The organism is Burkholderia sp. MSMB1072, from assembly GCF_001524725.1.
GTDB lineage: Bacteria > Pseudomonadota > Gammaproteobacteria > Burkholderiales > Burkholderiaceae > Burkholderia.
This window is the reverse complement of record NZ_LOYC01000071.1, coordinates 109,315-127,406: the sequence shown is the minus strand read 5'-3', so window position 1 is coordinate 127,406 and position 18,092 is coordinate 109,315. Positions and strand designations below refer to the sequence as shown.

General features: G+C 66.1%; 20 protein-coding genes. 9 read left to right on the top strand and 11 right to left on the bottom strand.

All coding sequences use genetic code 11. The features are described from left to right. Positions 1–87: 87 nt before the first annotated feature. Both WS89_RS30505 and WS89_RS30500 read left to right on the top strand, forming a co-directional pair. Entirely contained in the window at positions 88–804 is a 717-nt protein-coding gene (locus tag WS89_RS30505; RefSeq protein ID WP_059795777.1) for a pseudouridine synthase, read from the top strand. Positions 805–909: 105 nt separating this feature from the next. Further along, on the top strand, positions 910–1,098 hold the full coding sequence (locus WS89_RS30500) for a hypothetical protein (protein WP_059504749.1): 189 nt from the start codon (positions 910–912) through the stop codon (positions 1,096–1,098). On the opposite strand, the gene WS89_RS30495 is transcribed toward WS89_RS30500, so the two are convergent. Further along, positions 1,081–2,118 (bottom strand): NAD-dependent epimerase/dehydratase family protein, encoded by a 1,038-nt coding sequence (locus WS89_RS30495; RefSeq protein WP_059504746.1) that lies wholly within the window; start codon positions 2,116–2,118, stop codon positions 1,081–1,083. The genes WS89_RS30500 and WS89_RS30495 overlap by 18 nt on opposite strands. A 107-nt stretch (positions 2,119–2,225) precedes the next feature. Between WS89_RS30495 and WS89_RS30490 the strand changes: the two genes are divergently transcribed. The 3 genes from WS89_RS30490 to WS89_RS30480 all read left to right on the top strand — a co-directional run bounded on the left by WS89_RS30490 (position 2,226) and on the right by WS89_RS30480 (position 5,201). Continuing rightward, a complete protein-coding gene (locus WS89_RS30490) occupies positions 2,226–3,257 on the top strand; it encodes a CDP-6-deoxy-delta-3,4-glucoseen reductase (RefSeq protein WP_059504744.1) in 1,032 nt (343 codons plus the stop codon). Between the two features lie 290 nt (positions 3,258–3,547). Continuing rightward, complete coding sequence (locus WS89_RS30485; RefSeq protein WP_059795776.1) at positions 3,548–4,732, top strand: acetylornithine transaminase; 1,185 nt, start codon at positions 3,548–3,550, stop codon at positions 4,730–4,732. A 13-nt stretch (positions 4,733–4,745) separates the two neighbouring features. After that, positions 4,746–5,201 carry a GNAT family acetyltransferase gene (locus WS89_RS30480; RefSeq protein ID WP_034208170.1) on the top strand — a complete coding sequence of 152 codons (456 nt, stop codon included), beginning with the start codon at positions 4,746–4,748 and terminating at the stop codon, positions 5,199–5,201. Between the two features lie 24 nt (positions 5,202–5,225). Here the strand turns inward: WS89_RS30480 and WS89_RS30475 are convergent, their stop codons facing one another. The 8 genes from WS89_RS30475 to WS89_RS30440 all read right to left on the bottom strand — a co-directional run bounded on the left by WS89_RS30475 (position 5,226) and on the right by WS89_RS30440 (position 12,407). Beyond that, positions 5,226–5,897, bottom strand: coding sequence for a DUF2278 family protein (locus tag WS89_RS30475; protein ID WP_059795775.1), 672 nt, complete (start codon positions 5,895–5,897; stop codon positions 5,226–5,228). Between the two features lie 290 nt (positions 5,898–6,187). Then, complete coding sequence (locus WS89_RS30470; protein ID WP_006750046.1) at positions 6,188–6,904, bottom strand: ABC transporter ATP-binding protein; 717 nt, start codon at positions 6,902–6,904, stop codon at positions 6,188–6,190. Further along, positions 6,904–7,680 carry an ABC transporter ATP-binding protein gene (locus tag WS89_RS30465; RefSeq protein WP_034178806.1) on the bottom strand — a complete coding sequence of 259 codons (777 nt, stop codon included), beginning with the start codon at positions 7,678–7,680 and terminating at the stop codon, positions 6,904–6,906. The genes WS89_RS30470 and WS89_RS30465 overlap by 1 nt, the downstream gene beginning before the upstream one ends. A 23-nt stretch (positions 7,681–7,703) precedes the next feature. Then, a complete protein-coding gene (locus WS89_RS30460; protein ID WP_059504738.1) occupies positions 7,704–8,873 on the bottom strand; it encodes an ABC transporter permease subunit in 1,170 nt (389 codons plus the stop codon). Between the two features lie 19 nt (positions 8,874–8,892). After that, on the bottom strand, positions 8,893–9,843 hold the full coding sequence (locus WS89_RS30455) for a branched-chain amino acid ABC transporter permease (protein WP_034208173.1): 951 nt from the start codon (positions 9,841–9,843) through the stop codon (positions 8,893–8,895). A 212-nt stretch (positions 9,844–10,055) separates the two neighbouring features. After that, on the bottom strand, positions 10,056–10,766 hold the full coding sequence (locus tag WS89_RS30450; RefSeq protein ID WP_179949898.1) for an amino acid-binding protein: 711 nt from the start codon (positions 10,764–10,766) through the stop codon (positions 10,056–10,058). A 202-nt stretch (positions 10,767–10,968) separates the two neighbouring features. Further along, positions 10,969–11,949, bottom strand: a complete 981-nt coding sequence (gene ispH / locus WS89_RS30445; protein ID WP_059504734.1) for a 4-hydroxy-3-methylbut-2-enyl diphosphate reductase — start codon at positions 11,947–11,949, stop codon at positions 10,969–10,971. A gap of 2 nt (positions 11,950–11,951) precedes the next feature. After that, positions 11,952–12,407, bottom strand: coding sequence for an FKBP-type peptidyl-prolyl cis-trans isomerase (locus WS89_RS30440; protein WP_034208176.1), 456 nt, complete (start codon positions 12,405–12,407; stop codon positions 11,952–11,954). Positions 12,408–12,542: 135 nt separating this feature from the next. Here WS89_RS30440 and radC point away from each other — a divergent pair, with 135 nt between their 5' ends. From radC to nadB, 4 genes are all read left to right on the top strand, one after another. Further along, entirely contained in the window at positions 12,543–13,316 is a 774-nt protein-coding gene (gene radC, locus WS89_RS30435; RefSeq protein ID WP_059795773.1) for a RadC family protein, read from the top strand. Positions 13,317–13,553: 237 nt separating this feature from the next. Beyond that, complete coding sequence (rpmB, locus tag WS89_RS30430) at positions 13,554–13,787, top strand: 50S ribosomal protein L28 (RefSeq protein ID WP_004186391.1); 234 nt, start codon at positions 13,554–13,556, stop codon at positions 13,785–13,787. Between the two features lie 17 nt (positions 13,788–13,804). After that, complete coding sequence (gene rpmG, locus WS89_RS30425; protein WP_006478046.1) at positions 13,805–13,972, top strand: 50S ribosomal protein L33; 168 nt, start codon at positions 13,805–13,807, stop codon at positions 13,970–13,972. Between the two features lie 161 nt (positions 13,973–14,133). After that, positions 14,134–15,720: an L-aspartate oxidase gene (gene nadB / locus WS89_RS30420; RefSeq protein ID WP_059504730.1), complete on the top strand. Its 1,587-nt coding sequence runs from the start codon at positions 14,134–14,136 to the stop codon at positions 15,718–15,720. 97 nt (positions 15,721–15,817) lie between these two features. On the opposite strand, the gene nadC is transcribed toward nadB, so the two are convergent. Together nadC and nadA are read right to left on the bottom strand one after the other, a co-directional pair. Then, a complete protein-coding gene (gene nadC / locus WS89_RS30415) occupies positions 15,818–16,780 on the bottom strand; it encodes a carboxylating nicotinate-nucleotide diphosphorylase (protein ID WP_082742015.1) in 963 nt (320 codons plus the stop codon). Continuing rightward, positions 16,780–17,916 carry a quinolinate synthase NadA gene (nadA, locus tag WS89_RS30410; protein ID WP_059795979.1) on the bottom strand — a complete coding sequence of 379 codons (1,137 nt, stop codon included), beginning with the start codon at positions 17,914–17,916 and terminating at the stop codon, positions 16,780–16,782. The genes nadC and nadA overlap by 1 nt, the downstream gene beginning before the upstream one ends. Positions 17,917–18,092: the final 176 nt, after the last annotated feature.

Sequence of the window (18,092 nt, the reverse complement as noted above, 5' to 3'; positions counted from 1 at the left end):
CGCCGCGCGCCGCGCAGCGTTCCGGCAGCTTACCAGCATGCGCGTCCATGCCGGCCCTGCGCCGGTGCTTGATAGAATGCGCGCGCTATGGATCTCGAAAGCATTCTCTACACCCAGGGCTTCGGCTCGCGCCGCCAGTGCCGCGGCCTGATCGAAGCAGGCCGCGTCGCCGTCGCGGGCGCGACCTCGACCGACCCGGACGCCACCTTCGATACCGACGGCCTCGTGTTCTCGGTCGACGATACGGCATGGCCGTTCCATGTGCGCGCATATCTTGCGCTCAACAAGCCGGCCGGCTACGAGTGTTCGCGCGATCCGCAGCACCATGCGAGCGTGTTCAGCCTGTTGCCCGCGCCGCTCGTCGCACGCGGCGTGCAGTGCGTCGGCCGGCTCGACCAGGACACGACCGGCCTGCTGCTGCTGTCCGACGACGGCCAGTTCGTGCACGCGTACACGTCGCCGAAGCGCAAGGTGCCGAAGACTTACGTCGCGACCGTACGCCACCCGCTCGACGACACGCAACTGCAGGCGCTGCGCACCGGCGTGCAATTGCATGGCCAGCCGAAGCCGATCGCGGCCGTCGCCGCCGCCGCCCGCGACACGCACGCGCTCGCGCTGACCGTGCTCGAAGGCAAGTACCACCAGGTCAAGCGGATGGTCGCGGCGGCGAGCAACCGCGTCGAGTCGCTGCATCGCGAAAGCATCGGCGGCTTCGCGCTGCCGGCCGACCTCGCACCCGGCGCATGGCGGTGGCTCGACGAAGCCGACCTTGCCGCGCTGCGCAATCCCGTCCAAACCCTGTAAGGGAAAATCCGCACGATCGTTCGGCATCCGGCCGCCCCTGCGCCGCAGGTTCCCCCGCTATACTGAAATCACAAGCTGCAAGAGCAGCGATGCAGGGGGGACGTCATGAACATCAACCATTCTTTCGAACTGTCGTCGGTGATGATCGCGTTCGCGGTCATCGGCGTCATCGCGATCGGCGGCCTGCTGGTCACGATGCATCTGAGGCACAAATATCATCCGAACTTGATCGGCGCGCTGATCGGTGCGCTGCTGTGCTTCCTGCTGATCGAGGCGTTACCGGCGCTCACCTGACGCGCTGCCCGGCGCGAGCGTTTGAAGGAAATCGTCTACGGTCGGATAGCGCAACGTCACGCACAATTCGGCTTTGAGCCGTGCGTTGGACAGGCGCCGCGACTCGCGCATGAACGACAGCAGCGTCGGCTCGAGCAGGCGCTCCGCGTCCGCGCGGCTGACGCGCGGCGGCCTCGGCAGGCCGAGCGCCTGCGCGACCCGGTCGAAATACTCCCCCATCCGCAGTTCGGTGTCGTCCGACGCGTGCACGACGCGCGCCGGCTTGCCGCGCTCGGCCGCGCGGCGCAGGATCGCCGCGAGATCGTCCGCGTGGATGTGGTTCGTGTACACGTCGTCGGCCGGCTCGAGCGCCGGCGTGCCGCGCTCGAGCCGCGCGAGCGGCAAGCGGTTCGCCGCATAGATGCCGGGAATGCGCACGATGCGCGCGGACAACGCGCCGCGCACCGTCGCCGCGCGCAGTTGCCGCTCGGCCGACACGCGCCGGAACGCGCGCGGATTCGCGGGGCGCAGCGGGTGCGTTTCGTCGATACGCGCGCCGCCGCAATCGCCGTAGACGCCCGTCGTACTGGCGTAGACGAGCCTCGGCGCGCGAAGACCGTCGGGTACAATACGCGCTGCCCGAACGGGCGCGCCGGCCTGTCGCGCCGCGCTGCGCAGCGTTCGGAGCCGGCCGGCCGCCGGTGCCGGCGGCGCCGCCGGCCGACGCGCGGGCATGGACGTTGCGGCGATCAGCGCACGCGTGCGCCGGTCGTCGCGGCCGTCGGATTGCGGCGGCGCGAGATGCAGGATCGTGCGGGCGAGGCCCGCGAGGCGGCCGAGCGTCGCCGGGCGATCGAGATCGCCGACGATCGGCGTCGCGCCCACGGCGCGCAGTTCGTCGCGGCGGGCCGGGTGGCTCGTCAGCGCGAAGATGCGCAGATTGCGGCGCGCGTCACGCCATTGCGCGACGCAGCGCATGCCGACGTCGCCGCAGCCGACGATCAGTACGCGCGGCCGGCGCAGGATTCGTGTCGCGATCATGTTGGTTGCGAAATCAGTAGCCGCCGTTGCGCGACGTGCAACGGTTTTGCATTGTAGCTGCCGTGCGCGACACGCACGGTCCTCCCATTTTGTTCTAGTTTGGTTCTATGGCATTCAACGTCACTCTCAAGCAAAGCGGCCGGCAATTCCAGGTCGAGTCGGACGAAACCGTGCTGGCGGCCGCGCTGCGCCAGAACGTCCATCTGCCGTACGGCTGCAAGAACGGCGCGTGCGGCTCCTGCAAGGGCCAGATCGTGTCGGGTCAGATCGAACAAGGCCCGCACGCCGCGTCGGCGCTGTCCAACGACGAACGCACGCGCGGCCTCGCGCTGCTGTGCTGCTCGAAGGCGCAATGCGATCTCGAGATCGACGTGCGCGAGATCGCCGGCGTCGACGGCGTGCAGGTCAAGAAGCTGCCGTGCCGGATCGCCGCGCTCGAACGCAAGGCGGACGACGTGATGGTCGTGAAGCTGCAGTTGCCTGCCAACGAACGCCTGCAGTACCTCGCGGGCCAGTACGTCGAATTCATCCTGAAGGACGGCTCGCGCCGCAGCTACTCGATGGCGAACGCGCCGCACGAGGAAGGCCCGATCGAGCTGCACATCCGCCACATGCCGGGCGGCAAGTTCACCGACCACGTGTTCGGCGCGATGAAGGAGCGCGACATCCTGCGCTTCGAAGGCCCGCTCGGCACGTTCTTCCTGCGCGAGGACTCCGACAAGCCGATCGTGCTGCTCGCGTCGGGCACCGGCTTCGCGCCGATCAAGGCGATCATCGAGCACGTGAAGCACTCGGGCATCACGCGCCCGATGACGCTCTACTGGGGCGCGCGCCGCAAGAAGGACATCTACCTCGCCGAACTCGCCGAGCAGTGGGCGCGCGACATCCCGAACTTCAAGTACGTGCCGGTGCTCTCCGAGCCGGACGACGCCGACCAGTGGACGGGCCGCACGGGCTTCGTCCATCGCGCGGTGATCGAGGACCTGCCCGATCTGTCGGGCCATCAGGTGTACGCGTGCGGCGCGCCGGTGATGGTCGAATCCGCGCAGCGCGACTTCACGCAGCACCACGCACTGCCGGCCGACGAGTTCTACGCGGACTCGTTTACGAGCGCCGCCGATCTCGCGCATCCGGTCTGAGCGCCGGGCGCCCGCGCCCCGCTGCGCGCCGCCCGTGTCACATTCGTGGCATCGCGGCGGTTTACAGTGGGGCGCGGGATGCCTTATGCTTGCGCACATGAACCGCTTCCTGTCCGCTCTCCGACGTCGCCGCTCGCCGCTCCGCCCGGATGCCGCCGGCTCGTCACGGACTCGCGCGTAACCCTCCTCCGCTTCACCGGTTACGCACAAGCTGTTCGACCCACCAGCCACGGCCTTCCGTGGCTTTTTTATTGCCCGTTTCCTTTCAACGCCCGCTGGAGTCTGCCGCCATGCCCCTGAACGATTATCCGATCGACTCGCTGATGTACATCACGAACCGCCCCGACATCGTGTTTACGCACGGCAAGGGTTCGTGGCTCTACGATCACACGGGCAAGCGCTATCTGGACTTCATCCAGGGCTGGGCCGTCAACAGCCTCGGTCACTGCAACGACGGTGTCGTCGAAGCACTGAAAACGCAGGCCGAAAAGCTGCTGAACCCGTCGCCGGCGTTCTACAACGAGCCGATGGCGAAGCTCGCGGCGCTGCTCACGCAGCACAGCGTGTTCGACAAGGTGTTCTTCACGAACAGCGGCGCCGAGGCGAACGAAGGCGCGATCAAGCTCGCGCGCAAGTGGGGCCGCAAGTTCAGGAACGGCGCGTACGAGATCATCACGTTCGATCACAGCTTCCACGGCCGCACGCTCGCGACGATGTCGGCCAGCGGCAAGCCGGGCTGGGACACAATCTACGCGCCGCAGGTGCCGGGCTTCCCGAAGGCCGAACTGAACAACATCAACTCGGTCGAGAAGCTGATCACCGACAAGACCGTCGCGGTGATGCTCGAACCGATCCAGGGCGAAGGCGGCGTGATTCCGGCCACGCGCGAATTCATGCGCGAGTTGCGCGCGCTGACGAAACAGCACAACCTGCTGCTGATCGTCGACGAAGTGCAGAGCGGCTGCGGTCGCGCGGGCACGCTGTTCGCGTACGAACTCGCCGATATCGAGCCGGACGTCATGACGCTCGGCAAGGGCATCGGCAGCGGCGTGCCGCTCGCGGCGCTGCTGTCGAAGGCCGATGTCGCGGTGTTCGAGGCCGGCGACCAGGGCGGCACGTACAACGGCAACCCGCTGATGACGGCGGTCGGTTATTCGGTCATCTCGCAGCTCGTCGCGCCCGGCTTCCTCGAAGGCGTGCGCGAGCGCGGCGAATACCTGAAGCGCAAGCTGCTCGAGCTGTCGGAGGAGCGCGGCTTCGAGGGCGAACGCGGCGAAGGCCTGCTGCGCGCGCTGCTGCTCGGCAAGGACATCGGCCCGCAGATCGTCGAGAAGGCGCGCGACATGCAGCCCGACGGCCTGCTGCTGAATGCCGCGCGGCCGAACCTGCTGCGCTTCATGCCCGCGCTGAACGTGACGACCGAAGAAATCGACCGGATGATGGCGATGCTGCGGTCGATCCTCGACACGCTGTAAGGGAGCCGCCGCGATGGATGCCGCCGCCGATGCTGTCGTGATCCGCCCGTTCGAACGCGCCGACACCGATGCCGTCCTCGCGGTATGGCGCGACGCGTTCCCGCAGTACGACGAAGCCGGTGCGCCGCCGCACCGCGATCCGCTACGATCGATCGAGCTGAAGCTCGCGACGCAGCCGGAGCTGTTCTTCGTCGCGACCAGCGGGGCGCGCGTCGTCGGCACGCTGATGGCCGGTTTCGACGGACATCGCGGCTGGCTCTATTCGTTCGGCGTCGCGAACGACGTACGCCGGCTCGGCGTCGGCCGCGCGCTGATCGCACATGCGGAGCGCGCGCTCGCCGCGCGCGGCTGCCTGAAGATCAACCTGCAGGTGCTGCCCGGCAACGACGATGCATGCCGCTTCTACGCGGCGCTCGGCTATCGCGTCGAGGAACGCATCTCGTTCGGCAAGACGCTGCCCGCCGCGTAACGCGGCCGCCGGCTGCTACACGGTTCAGCGCGTGATCGGCCCCGCGCTCGGTAGCGGATTGCCGAGCGCGTCGGTCGGCACGGCCTGCTGCTCGAACGCCGCGAAATACGCGGCCCACTGCGTGTCGCTCACGCGCACGATCAGCGCGCCGTCCTGCCACACGTCGTTGTGGTCGTTGCGGTCGTTGCCCGCGCGGTGCAGGTAGTTCGAGCCTGTCGAGCCCTGGTTCATGTGCGTGTCGTGGATGCCGTTGCCTTGCGCATACGTGCGGCCGAAAACGACCACATCGAGCCCTTGCGACTGGGCGGCATTGACGAGCCGCAGCAGCGACGGAATCGGCTCCGCGTGCTCGGTGCCGTCCATCACGGCGCTCGCGCGCCACGCCCCCGTCTCGTTCAGGATATCGCTGCGCAAATAGTCGAGCGCAGGTAGCGCGGCGTGCCCGGTGAGGTCCGTATAGCCTTCGGCTGCGGCCGCCAGCGTCGCCGTGATCGGATGATGGAAATCGTAGACGAGCTTGTAGTTCAGCAGGTCATCCGCATCGTTGGTGCCGACATTGATCGCGACATCCCAGTCGCCGCTCGGCAACGCGAGCGTCAGATGGATGTGATACTGGATCTCGCTGCCGTGCGGTGAGCCCTTCAGCTGCGCCACCGACGTCACCTTCGCCTTCACGAAACCGTAGTCCAGACTCATGCGTGCTCTCCGTATCGCGATGGATCGGCCATGCTACGCCTCCCGCGTGTCGGTTTGAGGAGGGCCGGTGGCGGAGGGCCGGTGGCGGACGGCTGCCGGCAAACCGACACGCCGCCGTGTCCCGCACCGCGTGGCCGGCCTCGCTACCCGATGAATGGCGTCGCATCCGCGAGCACAGTTCGCCGCCGGACACGCCGGACGAAAAAAAAGCTGTCACGGCATCCCGCGACAGCTTTTCGAAAGCCCTTGCGCGACGCGCCGGCAACCGCCGCCGCGCCGGGCCCGCTCATTCATTCACCGAGATACGCAGCCCGCACCTTCGGATCGTCGAGCATCTGCTTCGCATCGCCCTCCATCGTGACCGTGCCCGAATCCATCACGTAGCCGCGGTCGGCCGCCTGCAGCGCGAGGCGTGCGTTCTGCTCGACCAGCAGCACCGTGATGCCTTCCTTCGAAATCTCGCGCACCACTTCGAAGATCTTCTCGACCATGATCGGCGACAGACCCATCGACGGCTCGTCGAGCAGCAGCAACTTCGGCTTGCTCAGAATCGCGCGCGACATCGCCAGCATCTGCTGCTCGCCGCCCGACAGCGTGCCCGCGAGCTGCGTCGCCCGTTCCTTCAGGCGCGGGAAAAAGCCGAACATCCGGTCGACGTCCTTCTTGATCTGCTCGTTGTCGTTGCGCAGGTACGCGCCCATCTGCATGTTCTCGATGATCGACATCCGCGCGAAGATCCCGCGGCCTTCCGGCACCATCGCGAGCCCGCGCTTGAGCAGTTCGTGCGACGGCACGCCCTTGATCGACTTGCCGTCGTACTCGATGTCGCCTGCCGAGTACGGCTTCAGGCCGGTGATCGCCTTCATCGTCGTGGTCTTGCCGGCGCCGTTCGCGCCGATCAGCGTCACGAGCTCGCCCTGACGGACTTCCATGTCAACGCCCTTGACGGCCTGGATGCCGCCGTAGTTGACCTGCAAGCCCTTGATTTTCAACATTGCCGCTGCCATCAGTGCACCCCTGCGCCGAGATATGCCTCAATCACCTTCGGATTCTTCTGCACGTCCTGCGGCAGACCCTCGGCGATCACCTTGCCGTAATCGAGCACCGTCATCCGGTTGCACAGCCCCATCACGAGCTTCACGTCGTGCTCGATCAGCAGGATCGTGCGGCCGTCCGAGCGGATCTTGTCGAGCAGGCGCGTGAGTTCGACCTTCTCGGTCGCGTTCATCCCGGCGGCCGGCTCGTCGAGTGCGAGCAGCTTCGGATCGGTCGCAAGGGCCCGTGCGATTTCCAGACGACGCTGGTGACCGTACGACAGGTTGCGCGACGTGTAGTCGGCATACTGCAGCACGCCGACGTATTCGAGCAGCTCGATCGCGCGTTCCTTGATCTCGCGCTCTTCCTGGCGTTCGGCCGGCGTCTGGAACACCGCGCCGAGCAGCCCGTGCTTGGTGCGCACGTGGCGGCCCACCATCACGTTCTCGAGCGCCGTCATCCCCCCGAACAGGCGGATGTTCTGGAACGTGCGCGCGATGCCGGCCTTGGCCACCTGGTGCACGGCCGTCGGCGTGTAGTTCTGGCCGTCCAGCTTGAAGTCGCCGGAGTCCGGCGTGTAGAGGCCCGTGATCACGTTGAAGAACGTCGTCTTGCCGGCGCCGTTCGGGCCGATCAGGCCGTAGATCTCGCCTTCCTTGATCTGGAGGCCGACGTCGGACAGCGCCTGCAGGCCGCCGAAACGCTTGTTCACGCCCTGCACGGACAGTCGGATTTGCTTGTCGCTCATGTGTGTATCCCCTTGTCCGTTGGTTAAGCGCGCACCGGCTTCTTGCTGTTGCGCTTCGCCAGTTTCGCGATCTTGTCCTCATGCTTCGGCGCGGGCCACAGGCCTTCCGAGCGGTACAGCATGATGATCACCATCGCGAGGCCGTACAGCGCCTGACGGATCACTTCGGTATCGACGACGTCATGACCGAACAGCGCATGCTGCAGCGGGCTCATCGTCGAGCGCAGGAATTCCGGGAAGATCGCGAGCAGCACCGCGCCCAGGATCACGCCCGGGATATGGCCCATGCCGCCGAGCACCACGCAGGCGAGCACGACGATCGATTCCCAGAACGTGAACGACTCGGGCGACACGAAGCCCTGGAACGCGCCGAACATCGAGCCCGACAGGCCGCCGAACGATGCGCCCATCGCGAACGCCAGCAGCTTCACGTTACGGGTGTTGATGCCCATCGCCTTCGCCGCGATCTCGTCTTCGCGGATCGCTGCCCATGCACGGCCGATACGCGAGTGTTGCAGACGCGTACACACCCAGATCACCAGCAGCGAGCAGAGCACGAACAGGTAGTAGTACATGTAGACCGACGGCAGCTGGAAGCCGAACAGCGTATGCGTCTGCGACAGGTTGAAGCCGCCGACGTGCACCGGATCGATGCCCGTGATCCCCTTCGGGCCGTTGGTGATGTTCACCGGACGGTCGAGGTTGTTCATGAAGATCCGGACGATTTCACCGAAGCCGAGCGTCACGATCGCCAGATAGTCGCCGCGCAGGCGCAGCGTCGGTGCCCCGAGCAGGATCCCGAAGGTCGCCGCCAGCGCCATCGCGATCGGCACGATGATCAGGAACGGCACGTGCAGGCCGTTCGGCGCGAGCGCCGCGATCCACTCGAATTGCGAGGTCAGGTGCGGCGAGCTCAGCAGTGCCGCCGTGTACGCCCCCACCGCGTAGAACGCGATGTAGCCGAGGTCGAGCAGGCCGGCGAAGCCGACCACCACGTTCAGGCCCAGCGCGAGCATCACGTACAGCATCGCGAAGTCGAGCACGCGCACCCAGTAGTTGCCGCCGGCCGAGCCGATCACGATCGGCGCGGCGATCACGAGGACCGCGGTGAGGAGGCCGATGACGACGGTCTTGGCGGTGTTGCGCTCTTCGACGAGCGACGTCGACGATTCGATCGGTTGAATGGATGTCATGTTGTTTGCTCCCCTTCCGTTACGCGCGATCCGCGACCCGTTCGCCCAGCAGGCCCGACGGACGGAACACCAGCACGACGATCAGCACGATGAAGGCGAACACGTCCTGGTAGTTGCTGCCGAATACGCCGCCCGTGAGGTTGCCGATGTAGCCGGCCCCGAGCTGCTCGATCAGGCCGAGCAGCACGCCGCCGACCATCGCGCCGCCGAGGTTGCCGATCCCGCCGAGCACCGCCGCGGTGAACGCCTTCATGCCGGGGATGAAGCCCATGTAGAAGTGCACGTTGCCGTATTCGGACGCGATCATCACGCCGGCCAGCGCGGCGAGCGCGGAGCCGATCATGAACGTCGCGGAGATCACGAAGTTCGGGTTCACGCCCATCAGGCTTGCCGTATTCGGGCTTTCGGCGATCGCGCGCATCGCGCGGCCGAGCTTGGTCTTGTGCACGAGCAGCAGCAGGCCGCCCATCACGATGAACGCGACGGCGATGATCACGATTTCAGTGACCGAGATCACGGCGCCGGGCGTCGTGTCGGTCGCCTTGATCACGTTGATCGGGTCGGTCGGCAGCAATTGCGGGAACGGCAGCGGGTTGCGCGACCAGATGATCATCGCGGCCGTCTGCAGCAGGATCGACACGCCGATCGCGGTGATCAGCGGCGCGAGGCGCGGCGCGCGGCGCAGCGGACGGTACGCGACGCGCTCGATCGTGAAGCCGACGAACGCACAGACGACCGCGGCGATGCCCAGGCCGATCGTCAGCGTCGCGACGTTGCCGAGTCCGGGAAAGTGGTTCTGCAGCACGGTGATGGCCGACAGTGCGACCATCGCGCCGATCATCAGCACGTCGCCGTGCGCGAAGTTGATGATGCCGAGAATGCCGTACACCATCGTGTATCCCAACGCGATGATGGCGTACACACTGCCGAGCACCAGCCCGTTGAGAACCTGCTGGACGAAAATATCCATTTAAAGCTCCTTGGCCCATGCTGCCGGAGGACGTTGCGCCCCGCCGGTAAGCGAGGAATCGCGCCTTCTCGGCGACACTGCGGGTACTAGTTCGATACCGGTAAGGGTGGATCGTCCCGGCGCGCGCCGCCCGGCCTGTACGGCCGGGCCTGCCGCCGGAGCGGATACGAAAACGGCACCGCACTGTTTCGGTGCCGTCATGAGTCCCGTCGCTAAATCGTCACGACATCGAGGACGGTGTTCGTGGCCTCCTTGAAGTCGTGGGGCAGCATGCCGAGACGGCCGTCGTCCGGTTGCCCGGCATCCGTGCCTTGGCCCGTCCGGTGCCACGCAAACATCGCGCCCGGACGGAGCGGATTCCGCGCCGCGTCGCCCGACAAGGCGTTGCGGCAATCGCGCCCGACTTCCGTCAGGACTGCATCGGAATCCATCGTACGAACCAGGCAGCGCGCCCCGACACGGGCGGTCGCGGCGGCATGCCGTTTCGTCGAATCGAATCGAAGGGGGGACAGTGGCCTCGGCACGCTGCGGGCAACGCCGCGATTGTCCGGCATCCGTCGACCGGCCGCTTGCCGCGACGCAGCCTGCATGCCCGCTGCCGGCCCGCTCGTCGGGCCAAGCGCGTTGATTTCCTCGATCGTCAAACGTGCCCCGTATTCCTTGTCCCTGCCCAGTTGCGCGAGACGGCGCGCCGATGGCGCCGCACGTCCGCTTCCGGCGACGCGCCCGCCGCTGGCCGATGGCGCCGCGAACCCCGCAGCTTCCCTGCCCGCCCCGTCGTCGCTCTTTTTGCTGCAGCCGGCGAGGATTGCAACCGGTGCGGCGACGGACACGGCGTAAGCCAACTTCACATGCATTGAATGGTCTCCCGCGCCTTGCCAAAACCCGATTTCAAAGCCATTCCGGCTTGAAAACGGGCGCATTGTAACTCCATTTACAGGACGCCAATATTCCTGATTCGATGGGGTTTTCCTGCATTGCAACCAATTTTGAGACACGATTGAGCGCGCCGGGAGCAACCGGGTTGCACCACGATCGGGAATCATGGTTGCGATCGCAATTTCGACACACAAAAAAAGCGCGCCGGGAGGCGCGCTTCGGTATTCCGCGGGTGCGATGCGGCAATCAAGTGGCGGGCGGCAGGTTCAACCCGCGCGGCAGCGGAAACGACACGTTTTCCTCGATGCCGTCGAGTGCGCGGACGTTGCGCACGCCGAGTTCGCGCAGCCGTGCGATCACGGCCTGGGCGAGCACCTCGGGCGCCGACGCGCCGGCCGTCACGCCGATGCGGCGCTTGCCGGCGACCCATGCCGGATCGATCTGGTCGGGCGCGTCGACCATGTACGCGGCCACGCCGCGCTTTTCCGCCACTTCGCGCAGCCGGCTCGAGTTCGAACTGTTCGGGCTCCCGACCACGATCACGACATCGCATTGCGGTGCCATGAACTTCACCGCGTCCTGGCGGTTCTGCGTCGCATAGCAGATGTCCTGCTTCTTCGGTTCGCGGATCTTCGGATACTTCGCCTTCAGCGCGCCGATGATTTCGGCCGCGTCGTCGACGGACAGCGTCGTCTGCGTGACGAGCGCGATGCGCTCGGGATCGGCGAGCTCGAGCTTCTGCACGTCCTCGACGCTTTCGACGAGGTGCATGCCGCGCTCGACCTGGCCCATCGTACCTTCGACTTCGGGATGGCCCTTGTGCCCGATCATGACGATGTCGACGCCGTCCTGGCGCATCTTCGCGACCTCGACGTGCACCTTCGTGACGAGCGGGCAGGTTGCGTCGTAAATGCGCAGCCCGCGTACGTCGGCCTCGTCGCGCACGGCTTTCGACACGCCGTGCGCACTGAAGATCACGGTATTGCCGGCCGGCACTTCCTCGAGCTCTTCGACGAAGATCGCACCCTTCTTCTTCAGATCCTCGACCACGTACTTGTTGTGGACGATTTCGTGACGAACGTAGATCGGCGCACCGTGCATCGCGATGGCGCGCTCGACGATCTCGATCGCGCGGTCGACGCCCGCACAGAAGCCGCGCGGCTGGGCCAGCAGGATTTCGGCGTCGGCGGCGACGGTCTGCCCGGACAGCATATCGGTGGTACTCATGATTACAGGATTCCGATGATTTTCACTTCGAACGTGAGCGCCTGGCCCGCGAGCGGATGATTGAAGTCGAACAGTGCCGAGGTCTCGCCGACTTCCTTCAGCACCCCCGCGTAGCGCCCGCCATCCGGTGCATTGAACTCGATGAGTTCGCCCGGCGTGAAATCGTCGCCGACCATTCCGTTCTCGCGCAGCGTCGACAGCGTCACGCGCTGGAGCATGTCGGGATTGCGGGGGCCGAACCCCTGATCGGGGGCTAGCTGAAAAGTCGAGTGGTCGCCGACCCTGAGCCCGAGCAGAATCTGTTCCAGCGACGGCGCCAGTTGCCCCGCGCCCAGCAACAGCGTGGCCGGCTTGTCCGAGAAGGTGTTGACGATGTCGGCGCCGTCGGCCAGTGCCAGCCGGTAATGCAACGTGACGTGGGAACCGGGCTTCACTTCGGATAGATCGATGAGGCTCATGAATTACTCGTTCAGTCGGCGCCCGATACGGCCGAATGGCCCGGCGCAAAGCCAATATTGTAAGTCACCTGAGCGTGCAAGGCGGAAAGTGCGACGACGTTGCGCACGCCGCCTGCCGCCAATGGAGTTCCGATCATGCCGTCACCCCGCCCCATCCTGCCGTCGGCCGAATGCCGCGACACCGCCGACGCGCCGGCCGATCCGCCCGGCCGCGTCATCCCGATCAACCGGCGCAGGCGCCGCACGGGCGACTGGCGGCCCGAGCGGCCGCGCGAACGGCTGGTGGAACGCGGGCCGGCCGCGCTGACCGACGACGAGCTGATCGCGCTGCTGCTCGGCACCGGCAAGCCCGGGCACGACGTATTCGTCACCGCCCGCAGACTGGTCGAGCAGTTCGGCACGTTGCACGGGCTGCTCGAAGCGACCACCGACGATTTCGAGGCGCATCCCGGCATCGGCCCCGCGCGCTCCGCGCGCCTCGTCGCGGTCACCGAGATCGCGCGGCGCATGCTGGTGGAGAAAGCGGAAGAACGGATGCAGATCGACTCGCCCGGTGCCGTCGAGGATTGTTTGCGACTGAAGATCGGCACGCGCCAGTACGAAGTGTTCATCGCGGTCTACCTGGACGCGCGCAACTGCCTGATCGACATGGAGGAAATCGCGCGCGGCTCGCTCACGCGCATGGCCGTCTATCCGCGCGAGATCGTGCGCCGCGCGATGAAACACAACGCCGCGGCGCTGATCGTCGCGCACAACCATCCGTCGGGCGCGGTGCAACCGAGCGCGGAAGACCGCCGCCTGACCCGCGTGCTGAAAGACGCGCTCGAGCTCGTCGACGTGCGGCTGCTCGATCACATCGTCGTCGGCGTCAGCGATACTTTTTCGTTCGCGCGGGCCGGTTGGCTGTAGACTGTGGCGCGGCGGCCCATCCCAAGGCGCCGCAACGGCGAAGCGAAATTAGGTTTGATTTTTCTGAACTTTTTCTGCTAGAATCGCCGTCTGTCTTTTTTCCAACCAGTTCTAGCCATCGAAGGGCCTTGTCTGTAAGGGCTACGGCGTTCTGAGTGCAGCCATGGATCACGTGGCGGTGCGATGGAACCTTCACCGGCGATCGAACCCCGAATTTAGCGTATTAGGAGTGCTCTCATGGCACGCGTATGCCAAGTAACTGGGAAAGCGCCGATGAGCGGCAACAACGTTTCCCACGCCAACAACAAGACGAAGCGTCGCTTCCTGCCGAACCTGCAAAACCGCCGGTTCTGGGTAGAGAGCGAAAACCGCTGGGTGCGCCTGCGCGTCTCGAACGCCGGCCTGCGCCTGATCGACAAGAACGGCATCGATTCCGTGCTCGCTGACCTGCGCGCACGCGGCGAAGCCTAAGCCCAAGGAGCACAATCATGGCAAAAGGCGCCCGCGACAAGATCAAGCTCGAGTCGACCGCTGGTACGGGTCACTTCTACACGACCACGAAGAACAAGCGCAACATGCCGGAAAAGATGGCGATCAAGAAGTTCGATCCCGTCGTCCGCAAGCATGTGGAATACAAAGAAACCAAGATCAAGTAATCTTCCGGTTTCTGCCAGCCTGACGGCGACCGAAAAGCCCCGCATCTGCGGGGCTTTTTGTTTTGGCGCGCGCGCTCGCGCCCGACGCGGTATGCTCTCCCCTTTCCGCGGCGACAGCCGACGGAACGCAAGATCAAAAAGCGTAACGATGGAGATGCAGCATGAAATTCGACGTGGCGATCGTCGGCAGCGGCCTGGCAGGGCTGTCGGTCGCACTCAACCTGGCCAGCACGCGACGTGTCGCGTTGATCGCGAAACGTTCGATGATGGAGGGGGCGAGCGATAACGCGCAGGGCGGCATCGCGGCGGTCCTCGACTCGGCGGACAGCATCGAGAACCACGTCGACGACACGCTGGTCGCCGGTGGCGGCTTGTGCGACGAAGGCGCGACGCGCTACATCGTCGAGCACGGCCGCGAAGCGATCGAATGGCTGATCTCGCAAGGCGTGCCGTTCACGAAGGACGACGCGGCCGAACTCGGCTTTCACCTGACGCGCGAAGGTGGCCACAGTCACCGCCGGATCATCCATGCAGCCGATGCAACCGGCCATGCGGTGCTGGCGACGCTGTCGGCGCGCGCGCGCCAGCATCCGAACATCACGTTCTTCGAAAACCACCATGCGATCGACCTGATCACGTCGGACCGGCTCGGCCTGCCCGGCCGCCGCTGTCACGGCCTGTATGCGCTCGACGTCGACAACGACCGGACGATCACGATCGAGGCACCGCATACGGTGCTCGCCACCGGCGGCGCCGGCAAGGTCTATCTGTATACGACGAATCCCGACACCGCGACCGGCGACGGCATCGCGATGGCGTGGCGTGCCGGCTGTCGCGTGTCGAACATGGAATTCATCCAGTTCCACCCGACCTGCCTGTTTCATCCGTACGCGAAGTCGTTCCTGATTTCGGAAGCCGTGCGCGGCGAAGGCGGCCTCCTGAAGCTGCCCGACGGCACGCGCTTCATGCCCGCGCACGATCCGCGCGCCGAACTCGCGCCGCGCGACATCGTCGCACGCGCGATCGACTTCGAGATCAAGAAGCGCGGGATCGACTGCGTGTATCTCGACATCAGCCACCAGCCGGAAGCGTTCCTGCGCGAACATTTCCCGACGATCCATGCGCGCTGCCTCGAATTCGGCATCGACATCGCGAAACAGCCGATCCCCGTCGTGCCGGCCGCGCACTATACGTGCGGCGGCGTCGTCACCGATCTCGCCGGCCGCACCGATCTCGCCGGCCTGTATGCGGTCGGCGAAACGTCGTACACGGGGTTGCACGGCGCGAACCGGCTCGCGAGCAACTCGCTGCTCGAATGCCTCGTGATCGGCCGTGCAGCGGCCGGGGCGATCGAGGCGGCCGGCTTCGATGCCGACGCACCCGCCGCGCTGCCCGCTTGGGACGAAAGCCGCGTGTCGGATGCGGACGAGGAAGTCGTCGTTGCACACAACTGGGACGAACTGCGCCGCCTGATGTGGAACTACGTCGGCATCGTGCGCACCGACAAGCGCCTCGAGCGGGCGAAGCACCGGCTGTCGCTGCTGCGCGACGAGATCCACGAGTACTACGCGAATTTCCGCGTGACGCGCGATCTGCTCGAACTGCGCAACCTCGTCGACGTGGCGACGCTGATCGTGAAGAGCGCGCACTCGCGCCGCGAAAGCCGCGGGCTGCACTACAGCCGCGACTGGCCGCATACGCTGCCGAAGGCATTGCCGAGCGTGCTCACGCCGCGCGTACGCCGCTGAGCGGCGCGCCGCCCTTCCCCGTCGCGTCCGCAGCAGAAGAAAAAAAGCCGCTGGCGTTTGCGCGCCAACGGCTTTTGTCTGATCGAACGACGTTCGATCAGTCGACAATCCGCATCGAATAGTCCGTCGCCCGCACGTCCTTCGTCAGCGCACCGATCGAGATGCGATCGACGCCCGTCTCCGCGAACGTGCGCACCGTATCGAAATTGACGCCGCCCGATACTTCGAGCACGGCCTTGCCATTCGCCACACGCACCGCTTCGCGCATCATGTCGAGCGTGAAGTTGTCGAGCAGCACCGACTGCGCGCCATGCGCGAGCGCCGTGTCGAGCTGCGCGAGCGTCTCGACTTCGACCTGCACGGGCACGCCCGACTCCAGCGCGAACGCCGCATCGAGCGCCTCGCCGACACCGCCAGCCGCCGCGATGTGGTTTTCCTTGATCAGGATGCCGTCGTACAGCGCGAGACGCTGGTTCTCGCCGCCGCCCACGCGCACGGCGTACTTCTGCGCGAGCCGTAGCCCCGGCAGCGTCTTGCGCGTATCGAGGATCTTCGCGCGCGTGCCTTCGACGCGATCGACGTAACGTCGCGTCGCGGTCGCGACGCCCGACAGCAGTTGCAGGAAGTTCAGCCCGTTGCGCTCGGCGGTCAGCAGCGCGCGCGCCGGCCCTTCGAGTTCGCACACGGTCGAATCCGCCGTCATCCGGTCGCCTTCGCGATAGCGCCATTGCACGACGATCGACGGATCGATCCGGGCGATCACGGCGTCGAACCACGGTACGCCGCACAGCACGGCTTCCTCGCGCACGATGATCCGTGCACGGCGGCGCTCGCCGGCCGGCACGAGCCGCCCGGTCTGGTCGCCAGTGCCGACATCTTCGGCGATCGCATCGGCCACGTTGCGTGCGATCGCTGCGTCGAATGCCGCGCCGTATTGCGCGCGGACGGCTTCGAACAGCGGGGAGACTGCAGTCGCGGCGCCTTCCGCCGGGCCGCCCCCAGGGAAGGCGGCCGCCCCCTCGGGGGGAGCCGAACGAATGTGAGCGTGGGGGCCGTTCATTACGCCGCCCCCACGTTCGCAAACAGTTGCTGGTCGCGCTGCAAGTCGCCGCTCGCCTGCACGCGCTTCTTGTGCGCGGCCGCGAATTCGAGCATCCGGTCGATCGGCAAACGCGCGCGCTCCCCGATCGCGGGATCGACGAAAATCTCGTTGTGGCCGCGTTCGAGCACGTCGGCCAGGTTCGCGAGGCCGTTCATCGCCATCCACGGGCAGTGCGCGCAGCTCTTGCAGGTCGCGCTGTTGCCGGCCGTCGGCGCCGCGATGAAGGTCTTGCCGGGCGCCGCAAGCTGCATCTTGTGCAGGATGCCGAGATCGGTGGCGACGATGAAGCGCTTCGCGTCGAACTTGACGGCCGCGTCGATCAGTTGCGTGGTCGAACCGACGACATCGGCCTGCGCCACGACGTTTTCCGGCGACTCGGGATGGACGAGCACCTTCGCGTCCGGATATTCGGCGCGCAGCAGATCGAGCTCGATGCCCTTGAACTCGTCGTGGACAAGGCACGAGCCCTGCCACAGCAGCATGTCCGCGCCGGTCTTCTTCTGGATATAGCTGCCCAGATGGCGGTCGGGCGCCCAGATGATCTTTTCGCCGCGCGCGTGCAGGTCGGCCACGATCTCGAGACCGATCGACGACGTGACCATCCAGTCCGCGCGCGCCTTCACGGCCGCACTGGTGTTCGCGTAGACGACGACGGTACGGTCCGGATGCGCATCGCAGAAGGCCGAGAATTCGTCGACCGGGCAGCCGAGGTCGAGCGAACAGGTCGCGTCGAGATCGGGCATCAGGATCCGTTTGTTCGGGCTCAGGATCTTCGCGGTTTCGCCCATGAAGCGCACGCCGGCGACGACCAGCGTCTGCGCGTCGTGATCGCGGCCGAAGCGAGCCATTTCGAGCGAATCGGCCACGCAGCCGCCGGTTTCGTCGGCCAGTTCCTGCAGTTCGGCATCCACGTAGTAGTGGGCGACCAGCACGGCCTTTTCACGGGCGAGCAACGCCTTGATACGCGCCTTCAGCGCAACGCGCTCCTCGGCGGACGGCGCCTCGGGCACCTTGGCCCACGCCTGTCCCACGCCGCATACGGTCCCTGCGGCGACGGGCCGGTCGTACTCGACGGGTTTGATCGTCGATTGCATCTCCATATCTCCTGTCGATCAGAGTTAGCGCTTCAGCGCTTACTCTGATCCCATGCTTCGCGGTCGATCAGCGTTAGCGCTTCAGCACTTACTCCGATCCCATGCTTCGCGGTCGATCAGCGTGGGCGCTTCGGCGCCCTGCTCCGATCTCATCCCTTGCACTCGCCCGGGGCGCC

Bases quoted from the DNA above. Each gene is read 5' to 3' on its own strand.
- WS89_RS30505 (WP_059795777.1), top strand. From the start codon at position 88: ATGGATCTCGAAAGCATTCTCTACACCCAGGGCTTCGGCTCGCGCCGC.
- WS89_RS30500 (WP_059504749.1), top strand. From the start codon at position 910: ATGAACATCAACCATTCTTTCGAACTGTCGTCGGTGATGATCGCGTTC.
- WS89_RS30495 (WP_059504746.1), bottom strand. From the start codon at position 2,118: ATGATCGCGACACGAATCCTGCGCCGGCCGCGCGTACTGATCGTCGGC.
- WS89_RS30490 (WP_059504744.1), top strand. From the start codon at position 2,226: ATGGCATTCAACGTCACTCTCAAGCAAAGCGGCCGGCAATTCCAGGTC.
- WS89_RS30485 (WP_059795776.1), top strand. From the start codon at position 3,548: ATGCCCCTGAACGATTATCCGATCGACTCGCTGATGTACATCACGAAC.
- WS89_RS30480 (WP_034208170.1), top strand. From the start codon at position 4,746: ATGGATGCCGCCGCCGATGCTGTCGTGATCCGCCCGTTCGAACGCGCC.
- WS89_RS30475 (WP_059795775.1), bottom strand. From the start codon at position 5,897: ATGAGTCTGGACTACGGTTTCGTGAAGGCGAAGGTGACGTCGGTGGCG.
- WS89_RS30470 (WP_006750046.1), bottom strand. From the start codon at position 6,904: ATGGCAGCGGCAATGTTGAAAATCAAGGGCTTGCAGGTCAACTACGGC.
- WS89_RS30465 (WP_034178806.1), bottom strand. From the start codon at position 7,680: ATGAGCGACAAGCAAATCCGACTGTCCGTGCAGGGCGTGAACAAGCGT.
- WS89_RS30460 (WP_059504738.1), bottom strand. From the start codon at position 8,873: ATGACATCCATTCAACCGATCGAATCGTCGACGTCGCTCGTCGAAGAG.
- WS89_RS30455 (WP_034208173.1), bottom strand. From the start codon at position 9,843: ATGGATATTTTCGTCCAGCAGGTTCTCAACGGGCTGGTGCTCGGCAGT.
- WS89_RS30450 (WP_179949898.1), bottom strand. From the start codon at position 10,766: ATGCGCCCGTTTTCAAGCCGGAATGGCTTTGAAATCGGGTTTTGGCAA.
- ispH (WP_059504734.1), bottom strand. From the start codon at position 11,949: ATGAGTACCACCGATATGCTGTCCGGGCAGACCGTCGCCGCCGACGCC.
- WS89_RS30440 (WP_034208176.1), bottom strand. From the start codon at position 12,407: ATGAGCCTCATCGATCTATCCGAAGTGAAGCCCGGTTCCCACGTCACG.
- radC (WP_059795773.1), top strand. From the start codon at position 12,543: ATGCCGTCACCCCGCCCCATCCTGCCGTCGGCCGAATGCCGCGACACC.
- rpmB (WP_004186391.1), top strand. From the start codon at position 13,554: ATGGCACGCGTATGCCAAGTAACTGGGAAAGCGCCGATGAGCGGCAAC.
- rpmG (WP_006478046.1), top strand. From the start codon at position 13,805: ATGGCAAAAGGCGCCCGCGACAAGATCAAGCTCGAGTCGACCGCTGGT.
- nadB (WP_059504730.1), top strand. From the start codon at position 14,134: ATGAAATTCGACGTGGCGATCGTCGGCAGCGGCCTGGCAGGGCTGTCG.
- nadC (WP_082742015.1), bottom strand. From the start codon at position 16,780: ATGAACGGCCCCCACGCTCACATTCGTTCGGCTCCCCCCGAGGGGGCG.
- nadA (WP_059795979.1), bottom strand. From the start codon at position 17,916: ATGCAATCGACGATCAAACCCGTCGAGTACGACCGGCCCGTCGCCGCA.